At 65.5% G+C, this 12,943-nt stretch carries 13 protein-coding genes; 12 read left to right on the forward strand and 1 reads right to left on the reverse strand.

Annotated elements, in window-relative coordinates; translation table 11 throughout:
* Positions 1-89: 89 nt before the first annotated feature.
* Positions 90-812 carry a phosphatidylserine decarboxylase gene (locus SB4_RS05835; protein WP_058717885.1) on the forward strand — a complete coding sequence of 241 codons (723 nt, stop codon included), beginning with the start codon at positions 90-92 and terminating at the stop codon, positions 810-812.
* 11 nt (positions 813-823) lie between these two features.
* Positions 824-1,645 (forward strand): CDP-diacylglycerol--serine O-phosphatidyltransferase, encoded by an 822-nt coding sequence (gene pssA, locus SB4_RS05840; protein ID WP_058751804.1) that lies wholly within the window; start codon positions 824-826, stop codon positions 1,643-1,645.
* Here the strand turns inward: pssA and SB4_RS18815 are convergent.
* A complete protein-coding gene (locus SB4_RS18815) occupies positions 1,584-1,901 on the reverse strand; it encodes a hypothetical protein (protein ID WP_241488497.1) in 318 nt (105 codons plus the stop codon). The genes pssA and SB4_RS18815 overlap by 62 nt on opposite strands.
* A gap of 287 nt (positions 1,902-2,188) precedes the next feature.
* On the opposite strand from SB4_RS18815, the gene rpsB reads away from it, so the two are divergent.
* The 10 genes from rpsB to SB4_RS05895 all read left to right on the forward strand — a co-directional run bounded on the left by rpsB (position 2,189) and on the right by SB4_RS05895 (position 12,942).
* Complete coding sequence (gene rpsB, locus SB4_RS05850) at positions 2,189-2,998, forward strand: 30S ribosomal protein S2 (protein ID WP_058751806.1); 810 nt, start codon at positions 2,189-2,191, stop codon at positions 2,996-2,998.
* A 160-nt stretch (positions 2,999-3,158) separates the two neighbouring features.
* Positions 3,159-4,094, forward strand: a complete 936-nt coding sequence (gene tsf / locus SB4_RS05855) for a translation elongation factor Ts (protein WP_058751807.1) — start codon at positions 3,159-3,161, stop codon at positions 4,092-4,094.
* Positions 4,095-4,314: 220 nt separating this feature from the next.
* A complete protein-coding gene (gene pyrH / locus SB4_RS05860) occupies positions 4,315-5,040 on the forward strand; it encodes a UMP kinase (protein WP_058751808.1) in 726 nt (241 codons plus the stop codon).
* Positions 5,041-5,044: 4 nt separating this feature from the next.
* Entirely contained in the window at positions 5,045-5,602 is a 558-nt protein-coding gene (frr, locus tag SB4_RS05865; protein ID WP_042487694.1) for a ribosome recycling factor, read from the forward strand.
* 41 nt (positions 5,603-5,643) lie between these two features.
* Complete coding sequence (locus tag SB4_RS05870) at positions 5,644-6,360, forward strand: isoprenyl transferase (protein ID WP_082670011.1); 717 nt, start codon at positions 5,644-5,646, stop codon at positions 6,358-6,360.
* Between the two features lie 53 nt (positions 6,361-6,413).
* Positions 6,414-7,181: a phosphatidate cytidylyltransferase gene (locus SB4_RS05875; RefSeq protein WP_058751837.1), complete on the forward strand. Its 768-nt coding sequence runs from the start codon at positions 6,414-6,416 to the stop codon at positions 7,179-7,181.
* Positions 7,181-8,338 (forward strand): 1-deoxy-D-xylulose-5-phosphate reductoisomerase, encoded by a 1,158-nt coding sequence (dxr, locus tag SB4_RS05880; RefSeq protein WP_058751809.1) that lies wholly within the window; start codon positions 7,181-7,183, stop codon positions 8,336-8,338. Before SB4_RS05875 ends, dxr begins: the two co-directional genes overlap by 1 nt.
* A complete protein-coding gene (rseP, locus tag SB4_RS05885; protein ID WP_058751810.1) occupies positions 8,335-9,471 on the forward strand; it encodes an RIP metalloprotease RseP in 1,137 nt (378 codons plus the stop codon). Before dxr ends, rseP begins: the two co-directional genes overlap by 4 nt.
* Before the next feature lie 79 nt (positions 9,472-9,550).
* Positions 9,551-12,271 carry an outer membrane protein assembly factor BamA gene (gene bamA / locus SB4_RS05890; RefSeq protein WP_153002948.1) on the forward strand — a complete coding sequence of 907 codons (2,721 nt, stop codon included), beginning with the start codon at positions 9,551-9,553 and terminating at the stop codon, positions 12,269-12,271.
* A complete protein-coding gene (locus SB4_RS05895; RefSeq protein ID WP_058751811.1) occupies positions 12,271-12,942 on the forward strand; it encodes an OmpH family outer membrane protein in 672 nt (223 codons plus the stop codon). The genes bamA and SB4_RS05895 overlap by 1 nt, the downstream gene beginning before the upstream one ends.
* Position 12,943 lies beyond the last annotated feature (1 nt).

Consider the following 12,943-nt stretch of genomic DNA (forward strand, 5'->3'; position numbering starts at 1 on the left):
GGCGGATCAACCACCCCGCTTGCAACGAGAAAGGGCCGGGGCGAACCGAAAAGATTGTGCGATGGCCGGTGGACAGGTAGACAGGCCCGATGCCTTCGCTTGAAAAGCCCCCCGTCGCGACCACCACCGTCAAGTGGCGCTTCCCCGCCGTCCATCCCGAAGGGCGCAAATATGTGCTGATCGGGGCGGGCCTGACCCTGCTCGCGACATTGATCACCAAGGTGCTGTTCTGGCCGTTCGTCGGCCTGTGCATCTGGATCGCCGCCTTCTTCCGCGACCCTATTCGTACCACGCCGCAGGGCGACGACCTGATCGTCGCACCCGCCGATGGTTTGGTGACGATGATCCAGCGCGTTCCGATCCCGCGCGAGCTGGTCGGCGAACTGGGCGAGGCGCCGCTGGTTCGTGTGTCGATCTTCATGTCGGTGTTCGACGTGCACATTAACCGTACGCCCGTCGCGGGCGTTATCCGCCAGGTCGTCTATATCTCGGGCAAGTTTCTCAACGCCGATCTCGACAAGGCGTCGGACGAGAATGAACGTCAGCATTTCGTCGTCGAGGGGCGGGATGGCCGCAAGTATGGCTTCACGCAGATTGCCGGTCTGGTCGCCCGTCGTATCGTCGGCTTCGTGAAGCCGGGGGATATGGTCGCCGCCGGTCAGCGCGTCGGCCTGATCCGCTTCGGCAGCCGCGTCGACGTTTATCTGCCCGATGACGTCACGCCGCAGGTTTGCCTGGGCCAGCGTTCGGTGGCGGGTGAGACCGTGATCGGCCGTGTCGGCGGCAAGCCGATGACCGGCATCGCCCAGTAAGCCCCAATCACATGGCGTTTTCCCCCCGTTTCGCACGACGCCGTGCCCTTGGCGAACCGCCCCGTGGCCTTCCCTTGCGCGCGATCATTCCCAATGCGGTGACCGCGCTTGCGCTGGTGTCGGGGCTGACGGGGGTGAAGTTCGCCATTGCCGGGTCCTGGGAAGCGGCCGTCACCATGATCATGGTCGCGGCCGTGCTGGACGGACTGGACGGACGGATCGCCCGACTGTTGCGTGGGGAAAGCCGGTTCGGTGCGGAGCTGGATTCGCTCTCCGACGCCATTTCCTTCGGCGTGGCGCCTGCGTTGATCCTTTATCTTTGGTCGCTCGAAAATCTGCCGCGCATCGGCTGGATTTGTGCCGTGCTACAGGCCGTGTTCTGCGCACTGCGCTTGGCTCGGTTCAACTCGCAGCTCGATGTAACGGACCAGCCGCGTAAGACCGCCGGATTTTTCACCGGCGTTCCGGCGCCGGCAGGCGCCGGGCTGGCAATGCTACCGCTCTATCTGTGGTTCTGGACGGGGGAACCCCTGTTCGCTTCGCCCTATATCGTCGCGCCTTGGGTGGCCTTTGTGGCGCTGCTGATGGTGTCGAGCGTCGCCACCCTGTCCTGGACCTCGTTCCGCCTCCGCCGCAACGTGCGGTTCGAGGCGCTGGCGATCATCGTCCTGGTTGGTGTGGCGCTTATCTCCGCGCCCTGGCACGCGCTAACCGCTTTGTGCCTGGCCTATCTGGCGAGCATCCCGTTCACGATGCTCGCCTATGCCCGACTTAAGCGGCCACGCGGCGGCGGGCCAGCGAAGGGGCAGGCGAGCTTGCCGCCCAGCGCCTGACGGCGATCCGACGCTCAGCCACCACCAGCGTCGCCAGCGGGGTGAAGGCAGGTTCGACATGGCCAGTGGCCAGATGCAGGATGCGACGCCATTGCGGCGCGATCATCATCGCAATGGTCGCGATGGCCGCGACCAGCGCGCCCGTGAAAACCAGAACACTCACCACGATCATCATGATGTTCGCCTCCTGCCTGACTTTGCGGTCCGGCATATTAACCCGACCGTAACCATTCAGATTTTCGTCAAGTTCCGTCATCGCATTCGTGACAGCACGATAAGTCGTGCCAATTCCACGTCGTTGCGATGGCGTTATGCGACGATCAACCTGCATTCCCTGTTGTGATCCCTCTATGTTCCAATCCTGTTCCGCCGTCAAGAGTGACCGGAACAAAAGTGAACATGATTGTTCGCTTGCATGGGGGTTGGGCATCGGCTAAGGGCGCGCCCCTCAACACCGCATGGGAAGCATCATATTTCGGTGCGCATGGGCTTTGCCCGCCGCGTCATCCGCTTCCCAGAGGACTAACCGGAAGGAATTACATTATGGCGGCACCCGTCGTCACCATGCAGCAGCTGGTCGAAACCGGCGCGCACTTCGGCCACCAGACCCACCGCTGGAACCCGAAGATGAAGCCCTACATCTTTGGCGACCGCAACGGCGTCCACATCCTGGACCTGTCGCAGACCGTGCCGCTCTTTGCGCGCGCTCTGGAGTTCATCAGCTCGACCGTCGCTGGCGGTGGCAAGGTCCTGTTCGTCGGCACCAAGCGCCAGGCGCAGGAGCCGGTCGCCGAGGCCGCTCGCCGCGCGGGCCAGCACTTCGTCAACCACCGCTGGCTGGGCGGCATGCTCACCAACTGGAAGACGATCTCGAACTCGATCAAGCGCCTCAAGACCCTTGAAGAGCAGCTGTCGGGCGACACGCACGGCCTGACCAAGAAGGAAGTGCTGAACCTGACCCGCGAGCGCGACAAGCTCGAGCTGTCGCTGGGCGGCATCCGCGACATGGGCGGCATCCCGGACGTGATGTTCGTGATCGACGCCAACAAGGAAGAGCTGGCGATCAAGGAAGCCAACACGCTGGGTATTCCCGTCGTGGCGATCCTCGACTCGAACGTCTCGCCCGACGGCATCGCGTTCCCGGTTCCCGCGAACGACGACGCGAGCCGCGCGATCCGTCTGTACTGCGAGGCCGTGGCCATTGCCGCGACCCGTGGCAACAACGAGCAGCAGCGCCGCAGCGGTGCCGACTTCGGCGCGATGGCCGAGCCGCCCGTCGAGGAGGCGCTGGCCGTCGCCCCGGCCGACGCCGCTGAGCAGGCCGTCGAGGCCGAGCGTCAGCTCGACGCGTAATCGCGTGGACATGCCCCGCGGGTGCGGGCGGGGCGATCATCGACCGGACGGGGCATCCCGCCGGTCGGTGACATCGGCTTGACATGCAAGCCGTGCTAAGGGCCGCCTCCGATGGGGCGGCCCTACCCGCATCCCCCTTTTCAGACAGAGGATTGAGACAATGGCCGATATCACCGCAGCGATGGTCAAGGACCTGCGCGAAAAGAGCGGCGCGGGCATGATGGACTGCAAGAAGGCGCTCAACGAAGCCGCTGGCGACATGGACGCCGCGCTGGATTGGCTGCGCACGAAGGGTCTGGCGGCCGCGCAGAAGAAGTCGAGCCGTACTGCCGCCGAAGGTCTGGTCGGCGTCGCCACCAGCGGCACCGTCGGCGCTGCCGTCGAAGTGAACTCGGAAACCGACTTCGTCGCCAAGAACGACCAATTCCAGGCGTTCGTGAAGGACGTGACCGAGATCGCGCTGAAGACCAGCGACGATGTCGAGGCGCTGAAGAACGAAGCGATGCCGCAGGGCGGCACCGTTGCCGAAGTGCTGACCAACAACATCGCCACCATCGGCGAGAACCAGTCGCTGCGTCGCGCCAAGCGCCTCGAAGTGTCGAAGGGCGCGGTCGTGTCCTATGTCCACAATCAGCAGGCAACGGGCCTGGGCAAGATCGGCGTGCTGGTCGCGCTGGAGTCGGATGCCTCGGACGAGGTTCTGCAGAAGCTGGGCAAGGATCTGGCCATGCACGTCGCGGCAGCCTTCCCGAAGGCGCTGAACGAGGAAGACCTGGACGAGGCCGAGATCGAGCGTGAGCGCGCGATCGCGACCGAAAAGGCCGCCGAGTCGGGCAAGCCCGCCGACATCATCGCCAAGATGGTCGAGGGCGGCATCGCCAAGTACCGCAAGGAGCACGCGCTGGTCAGCCAGCTGTTCGTGATGGACGGCAAGACCAAGATCAGCGACGTGGTGGCCAAGGCCGCCAAGGACGCCGGTGCCGAGATCAAGCTGGTGGACTATGTCCGCTTCCAGCTGGGCGAGGGCATTGAGAAGGAAGCGTCGGACTTCGCCGCCGAAGTCGCCGCCGCTTCGGGCGTGCCGCAGAAGGCGTAATTCCGGGATCGTCCCTTGATGGGACGGTGATGGATTGAGGGGAGCGGCCGCCGCAGGGTGGCCGCTCCCTTTGCGTTTATGGGTCTGCGCATTCCTCCCCATCGTCAAAGGGGAAGAATGGCGGGCACAAAAACCCCCGCAACCCGCCGCTCCATGGTTGCCCGCCGCCCGGTCGCCGCCTAAGGTCCGCGCCACTTTCATGGCCAAGACACGAGAAACAATGACGACCCCGCCCTTCAAACGTATCCTTCTGAAACTGTCGGGCGAAGTCCTTATGGGCGAGGGTGGTCTGGCCATCTCGCCCGACATCACCGCGCGCGTGGCGCAGGAGATCGCCGATGTCCGCGCACAGGGCTATGAACTGTGCATCGTCGTCGGTGGCGGCAACATCTTCCGCGGTCTGTCGGCGGCGGCCAAGGGGATCGAGCGGGCGACCGCCGATTATATGGGCATGCTGGCGACCGTCATGAACGCGCTGGCGGTCCAGAACGCGCTGGAGCAGATCGGCGTCGACACCCGCGTCCAGTCGGCGATCCCGATGTCGAGCGTGTGCGAGCCCTTCATCCGTCGTCGTGCGATGCGCCACCTCGAAAAGGGCCGCGTGGTGATCTTCGCCGCCGGTGTCGGCTCGCCCTTCTTCACCACCGACAGCGGCGCCGCGCTGCGCGCTGCCGAGATGAAGTGCGATGCGCTGTTCAAGGGCACCAGCGTCGACGGCGTGTACGATGCCGACCCCAAGAAGGTCGCGACCGCCACCCGCTACGACACAGTCAGCTATTCCAAGGTCCTGTCCGACGACCTGAAGGTCATGGACGCCTCGGCCATCGCGCTGTGCCGCGACAACAATATCCCGATCGTCGTCTTCAACATCCGCGAACATGGCAATTTCGGTGCCGTGCTGTCGGGCAAGGGTGTGTCGACGATCGTCCAGAACGCAGGAGCTTAAAATCATGGCAGCCTATGACAAGTCCGACCTCGAGCGCCGCATGCAGGGCGCGGTCGAATCGCTGAAGCACGACCTGAACGGCCTGCGCACCGGCCGCGCCTCGACGGCGTTGCTCGATCCGGTGACGGTCGAGGTGTATGGCAGCCACATGCCGCTGAACCAGGTCGCGACCGTCTCCGCGCCCGAGCCGCGCATGCTGTCGGTGCAGGTGTGGGACAAGTCGAACGTGTCGTCGGTCGAAAAGGCGATCCGCTCGGCGGGTCTGGGCCTGAACCCGATCAATGACGGCCAGACGCTGCGCCTGCCGATCCCCGACCTGACCGAGGAGCGCCGCAAGGAGCTCGCCAAGCTGGCCGGCAAGTACGCCGAGGGCGCGCGCATCGCGGTGCGCAACGTCCGCCGCGACGGCATGGACAGCCTGAAGGTCGACGAGAAAAAGGGCGTCTTCGGCGAGGACGAGCGCAAGCGCCACGAGACCGAGGTGCAGAAGCTGACCGACGCCACCATCGCCGAGCTGGATGCAGCCGCGGCGGCCAAGGAAAAGGAAATCCTGGGCAAGTGAGTCCTCCGGCCGCCTCGGCCCAGACGGCTCTGGGGTCGCTGGTGGCCGTGCCCGATACGGGTGCGGTCCCGCGTCACGTCGCGATCATCATGGACGGCAATGGCCGCTGGGCTAAACGCCGTCTGCTGCCCCGCTTCGCCGGTCACAAGGCCGGGGTCGATGCCGTGCGCCGGATCGCGCGCGCGGCGCGGGCGCAGGGGATCGAGGCGCTGACGCTCTATGCCTTCTCGTCGGAGAATTGGCGGCGGCCCGAGACTGAGATTAGCGACCTGATGGGTCTGCTGCGCATCTTCCTGCGCAAGGACCTGGCCGAGCTGGTATCTGACAATGTGCGGCTGCGGGTGATCGGTGACTATCGCCGTTTCCCGGCCGATCTGGTTGCGATGATTGACGACGCGGTTGAGCGGACGTCGACCAATACCGGCCCGATCCTGGCCATCGCGCTGAACTATGGCGCTCAGGCCGAACTGGTCGAGGCGACCCGGCGGCTGGCGCTGAAGGTCGCCGCCGGGGAGATGGCGGCCGAGGCGATCACGCCCGAGGCGATCGAGGGCGAGTTGCAGACCAACGGCCTGCCGCCGCTTGATCTGGTGATCCGCACCTCGGGCGAGCAGCGCCTGTCGAACTTCCTGCTGTGGCAGGCGGCCTATGCCGAGTTGCTGTTCGTCGACACGCTCTGGCCCGATTTCGACGAAGCGGCGCTGGCCGATGCGGTCGCCGAGTTCGGGCGACGACACCGGCGTTTCGGCGGCCTGTGACCGATCCCGATATCCCGCCGACCGGCACGCCCGATGCGGCCCCGGTCAAGAGCATGTCCAACCTGACCAAGCGGGTGCTGGCCAGCATCGTGATGATCGCGGTGGCGAGCGTCTGTCTGGCGCTGGGTGGACTGGCCTTCTGGCTGCTGGCGGTCGTGGTCGGTCTGTTCATGATGGCCGAATGGTCGGACCTGCTGAAGGTCGACGCCAAGCAGAAGCGACTGGCGCAGTTCGCGCTGTCGGTGCCGCTCGCCATCATGGCGCCAGGGCTGGCCGCCGGGCCAGGCTTTTTCGCGCTGGGGTTGATCGCGGCCACCTTCTTCTTCCTGACCATCATATCGCGTCGCCCGGAATTCGGGGCGGGCGCGCTCTATGTCGGATTGCCGGTCTTCTCGCTGTTGGCGATCCGCCTGCATGAGGATGGGCTGGTATTGTCGCTTTGGGCGATGGCGCTGGTCTGGGCGTGCGACAGCGGCGCGTTCTTCGTCGGGCGGCAGTTCGGCGGACCCAAGCTCGCGCCCTCGATCAGCCCGGCCAAGACATGGTCGGGCCTGATCGGCGGCGTGACAGCGGCGACCCTGCTCGCGCTCGTCATGCGCTGGGCGCATGGCCTGCCGCTGCACCTCGTCATCGCGACGCCGGTCCTGGCGGTGCTGGCGCAGGGCGGCGACCTGTTCGAGAGCGGGCTGAAGCGGCGGGCAGGGGTCAAGGACAGCGGTAATGTCCTGCCCGGCCATGGCGGTGTGATGGACCGGCTGGACGGCATCGTGCCGGTCGCGCCGATCGCCGCGCTCCTGATCTTTCTGCCGGACCTTTTCTGATGCGTAGCGTGACGATTCTGGGGGCGACCGGTTCGGTCGGCACCTCCACGCTGGACCTGATCGAGCGCGAGCCGGACCGGTACCGCGTCCGCGCGCTGACCGCCAATTGCGACGTCGCCAAGCTGGCGGCGGCGGCGAAGCGGACCAATGCCGAACTGGCCGTGGTCGCAGATGAACGCTGCCTGGCCGATTTGCGCGATGCGCTGGCGGGGACCGAGACGCAGGTCGCGGGTGGCCGTGCGGCGGTGATCGAGGCGGCAGCACTTCATGCCGACTGGACGATGGGCGCGATCGTCGGCTGTGCCGGGCTGGAGCCTGCCATGGCGGCGATCGCCAATGGCGGAACGGTGGTGCTCGCCAACAAGGAACCGCTGGTGTCGGCGGGCGAGGTGGTGCTGGCGGCGGCGGCCAAGGCCGGGGCGACGATCCTGCCCGCCGACAGCGAGCATAACGCCATCTACCAATGTTTTGATTTCGCGCGGCCCGAGCGGGTTCGCCGCATCGTCCTCACCGCCAGCGGCGGCCCGTTCCGCCAGTGGACGACCGAAGAAATGCGCCGCGTCACGCCCGAACAGGCAGTGGCGCACCCCAACTGGTCGATGGGTGCGAAGATCTCAGTCGATTCGGCGACGATGATGAACAAGGGGCTGGAGCTGATCGAGGCCGCCCGCCTGTTCCCCGTGCCGTCCGACCGGATCGAGATCGTCCTCCACCCGCAATCGGTCATCCACTCGGCGGTCGATTATGTCGACGGGTCTATGCTGGCCCAGTTGGGGCCGTCGGACATGCGGGTGCCGATCGCGCATTGCCTGGCCTGGCCGGACCGGATGCCGACGCCGATGGCACCACTCGATCTCGTTGCGCTGGGCCGGATGGACTTTGCCGCGCCCGATCCAGTGCGCTTCCCCGCGCTGCGCCTTGCCCGGGCTGCTTTGGAGGCGGGGGGCGCTGCGCCGGCCATTCTCAATGCCGCCAACGAGGTCGCGGTCGCAGCTTTTCTGGCCCGGCGCATCGGCTTCCTCGAAATTGCCGCAATCGTCGAGGATGTTCTCCATCGCTACGACCCGGCCCCGCCGGAAACGCTCGACGCGGTGATCGCCGTCGATGCGGAAGCGAGGGGACTGGCGGCCGAGCGCGTTGAGGATTGCATCGTTTGAGCGAAACCCCCGGCCTGTTGTTGACCATCCTGGCCTTTGTCCTTGCCATCGGCCCGCTCGTGTTCGTGCACGAGATGGGGCATTATCTCGCCGGGCGACTTTTCGGCGTGAAGGCCGAGACCTTCTCGATCGGTTTCGGGCGCGAGATCCTCGGTTTTACCGACAAGCGTGACACGCGGTGGAAGGTCGGCTGGCTGCCGCTGGGCGGCTATGTCAAATTCGCTGGTGACATGAACCCGGCGAGCCAGGCGGATGCAGCGTGGCTGTCCCTGCCGCCCGAAGAACGCGCGCGGACGTTCCAGGCCAAGCCCGTGTGGCAGCGTGCGATCATCGTCGCGGCCGGCCCGGCGATCAATTTCGTGGCGGCGATCCTGATCCTGGCGGGCTTTGCCTATGCTTATGGCGAGATGGTGGTGCCGCCGGTCGTCGGTCAGGTCATGCCGGGCAGTGCGGCGGCGACCACGACGTTGCGTCCCGGCGACCGCGTGACCGCGATCGACGGCCGGACCGTCTCCGACTTTTCCGACATCGCCCGCTATGTGCAGATTCGCGCTGGCGAACGGGTGACGATCGCCGCGACGCGCGGCGGTACGCCCTTCACCACAGACGCCACGATCGGCACCGACGTTCAGCACGACCGCTTCGGCAACGAATATCGCGTCGGCCGTCTGGGCCTGCGCGGCGCAGGGACGGTCGATGTCCGCCCGGTCAGCCTGCTCCGCGCGCCCGTCGTCGCGGTCGAGCGGACCGGCGAGATCGTCCATATGATGGTCGAAACGCTGGGCCAGGTGATTTCCGGTCGCCGCTCGGCCAAGGAACTGGGCGGGCCACTCTCTATCGCCAAGGTTTCGGGGGAGCAGATCTCACTTGGGCTCGACTCCTTTGTTTTCTTCATCGCACTGGTCTCCATCAATCTGGGGTTCATCAACTTGTTGCCAGTGCCGATGCTGGATGGCGGTCATCTTTTCTTCTATGCGATCGAAGCGGTGCGGCGACGTCCCCTGGAGCCGGCGGCCCAGGAATGGGCGTTTCGTGGCGGTTTGATCGCGATCCTGGCCTTGATGCTGTTCGTGACGTTCAACGATCTCGGCAATTTCGGGCTATGGAAAAATATCGCTGGCTTGATCGGGTGACGCCGATGGGGCAGGGCGCGACGACGACAGGGGTCGGTTCGACTTTTCTGGGGTGGGTTTGGTGACAGCAATGACGGGTATGAAGACTGTGCGCGCGGGCGCCATATTGCTGGCGGGCACGATGCTGTCCGGTGTTCCCGTCTGGGCGCAGACCGCGCCGACCGTGCCGGGGGCGGGTGCCGCCCCCACGCCGGTGGTGGCCCCAGCGCCGGTGCGGACGATCAAGACGCTCCGCGTCGAGGGCGCACAGCGTATCGAGCCGGAGACGGTGCTGTCCTACACCAAGCTGCGTGTCGGCATGCCCTATACGCCCGAAACGCTCGACCAAGCGCTGAAGGACCTTCAGGCGTCGGAGCTGTTCGCCGACTTCTCGATCACCGGCGTCGAGAGCGGCGATATCGTGCTGCGTGTGCGCGAGAACCCGATCATCAACCGGGTCATTCTGGAGGGCAACAAGCGCCTGAAGGAAGACAAGATCAAGAAGGAGATCAAGCTCGCACCGCGGCAGATCTTCACCCGGACCGCGGTTCGCCAGGACGTCGCTCGTATCGTCGAGCTGTACCGTCGCCAGGGCCGTTTCGGCGCGGTGGTCGATCCGAAGATGGTCAATCTCGACCAGAACCGCGTCGACGTGGTGTTCGAGATCAGCGAAGGGCCCAAATCCAAGGTCCGCCAGATCAACATCATCGGCAACGAGAAATTCTCCGACGACGAACTGCGTGGTGCGATGTACACCAAGCAGTCGCGCTGGTTCCGTTTCCTGTCTTCGGCCACCAGCTATGACCAGGACCGCCTGGCTGCCGACCAGCAGAAGCTGCGCCTATTCTACCTGACCAACGGCTATGCCGATTTCCGCGTGACCAGCGCGGTGGCCGAGCTGACGCCGGACAAGAAGGACTTCATCATCACCTATGTGGTGGAGGAAGGTCCGCGCTACAAGTTCGGCGACGTGAAGGTCGACAGCCAGATTCGCGACTTCGACAATGCCAAGCTGGCTGCCTCGCTGCCGATGAAGAAGGGCGAGTGGTATAACGCCAAGCTGGTCGAGGATTCGATCGACAGCCTCAGCCAGACGGCGGGCCTGTTCGGTTACGCCTTCACCAATGTCGAGCCGGACATCCAGCGCGACAAGGACGCGCTGACCATGTCGGTCACGTTCAACATCGCCGAAGCCAAGCGCACCTATGTCGAGCGGATCGACATCAACGGCAACACGCAGACGCAGGACAAGGTGGTTCGCCGCGAAATCCGCGTGGCCGAGGGTGACGCCTTCAACAGCTTCCAGGTTCGCCGCAGCCAGGATCGCATCAACTCGCTGGGCTATTTCCAGGAAAAGCTGGAGATCAAGCAGAACCCGGGCTCGACCCCCGACCGGATCGTGCTGGAAACCAATGTCGAGGAACAGTCGACCGGCTCGTTGCAGCTGTCGGCGGGTTATTCGTCGCTGGAACGCTTCATTATCCAAGCGAACATCACCCAGCGCAACTTCCGCGGCAAGGGCCAGGAACTGCGCGCTGGCGTCAACTATTCGGCCTATTCCAAGTCGATCGAATTGGGCTTCACCGAGCCTTATGTCTTCGACAAGAATATCGCGCTGGGCGTCGACGTGTTCCGCCGCGACTTCAACTCGTTCAACTATCTGGGCACCACCCGTCAGACGACCTATAGCCAGGTGTCGACCGGCTTCCAGGTGCGAGCGGGTGTGCCGCTGACCGAATATTGGTCGCTGTCGGGCCGCTATGGCCTGACCTATGATCAGGTCGGTCTGGCTTCGTCCTTCTTCAACGCCGACGGCACCTGTAACTATCAGTCGGCGGGTCGCTATCTCTGCGACTCGATCGGCAATCGCTGGACCTCGTCGGTCGGCTACTCGCTGATCTATGACAGCCTGAACAGCCGCCTGCGCCCGACCGCCGGTCAGCAATTCTCGTTCAGCCAGGACTTTGCGGGTCTGGGCGGTGACGTGAAATATATCCGTACCCGCGCGCAGGGTGCCAAGTTCAAGGGGCTCGGCAAGGGCTTCGTGTTCTCGGTGCAGGGCGAGGGTGGTTATATCCACTCGCTGGAAAGCAGCCGGGGGCCAGGCATCGATCCGGTCCGCATCGTCGACCGCTTCTATCTGGGCGAGCCGCAGTTCCGTGGCTTCGACATTCGCGGCGTCGGCCCGCGCGTGCTGCGTATTCCCTATGTAATCGGTGCCGATGGCAGCCAGACCAAGCAGACCGATCGCAATCAGATCGTCGACGACTCGCTGGGCGGTCGCGCTTACTATCTGGCCCGTGCCGAGTTGGAAGTGCCGTTGGGCTCGGGTGCGCGCGAAATGGGCCTGCGTCCCAGCATCTATGTCCAGGCGGGCAGCCTGTGGGGCGTCACGCGCCCGCTGCCGTCGCTCAACTTCCCGCAGGCGCGCGATGCCAGCGGCAAGCTGCTGTTCAACAAGGACGGATCGCCCACGCTGGCGGCGGCGCCGCTGGTCGATAGCCAGGGACGGCAGGTGTATCAGGTGCCCAGCACCGCCGATGCCACCATCGCTAACCAGCAGACCAACTGCGCCACCGGCTATGCGCCGCTGGGCAGCACGGCCTGCACCGGCACCACGGCCAATGTCGCGCTGCAGAACACCGCCTTCGCCGTCGAGGAATTCTATGGCGGCACGTGGAAGCCGCGCGTGTCGATCGGCGTCGGCGTGAACTGGAATTCACCATTCGGACCGCTGCGCATCGACTTGGCCAAGGCATTGGTCACGCAGCCGGGCGACGACCCCAAGCTCATCACTTTCAACGTAGGGACGCAGTTCTGATGAAGACGATTTCCAAGCTTCTCCTCGCGGCGGCGCTCGTCGCGCCGGCGGCGACCGTCGCGACCACCGCCAGCGCGCAGGTGAACGGCGTCGCCGTCGCCGACCCGCAGGGTGCGATCGCCGGTTCGCGCGCCTGGACCGCTGCCCGCCAGCAGATCGAGACGACCTACAAGGCCCAGCTCGACCAGGCCGAGACCCGCCGCGCCGCGATCGGCCGCGAATTGGAGCCGCTCGTCCAGGCGTTCCAGACCGCCCGTTCGGCCCCCAACGCCAACCAGGCCGCGCTGCGCACCCAGGCCGAATCGATCCAGGCCAAGCAGCAGGCCGGTGAGCAGGAACTCGCTCGCCTGACCCAGCCCGCCGCCCGTGCGCAGAGCTATGCCATCGAACAGATCCAGGCGCGTCTGGGCGAAGCGGTGCAGAACGCCGTGCGCGCCAAGAATGTCAGCCTGCTGGTCAGCCCGCAGGCGGTGCTGTTCATGCAGCCGACCGCCGACATCACGGCGGCCGTGACCGCCGAGCTGGACAAGCTGGTCCCGACCGTCAGCATCACGCCGCCCGCCAACTGGCAGCCGGGCCAGCAGGGTCAGCAGCAGGGTGCCGCTCCCGCCGCGACCGCTCCGGCCGCCGCCGCCCCGGCGCCTGCCCGTCGCCAGAACAGCGGCCGGTAAT

The sequence above is a fragment of the Sphingomonas sanguinis genome (assembly GCF_001476905.1).
Lineage (GTDB): Bacteria > Pseudomonadota > Alphaproteobacteria > Sphingomonadales > Sphingomonadaceae > Sphingomonas > Sphingomonas sanguinis_B.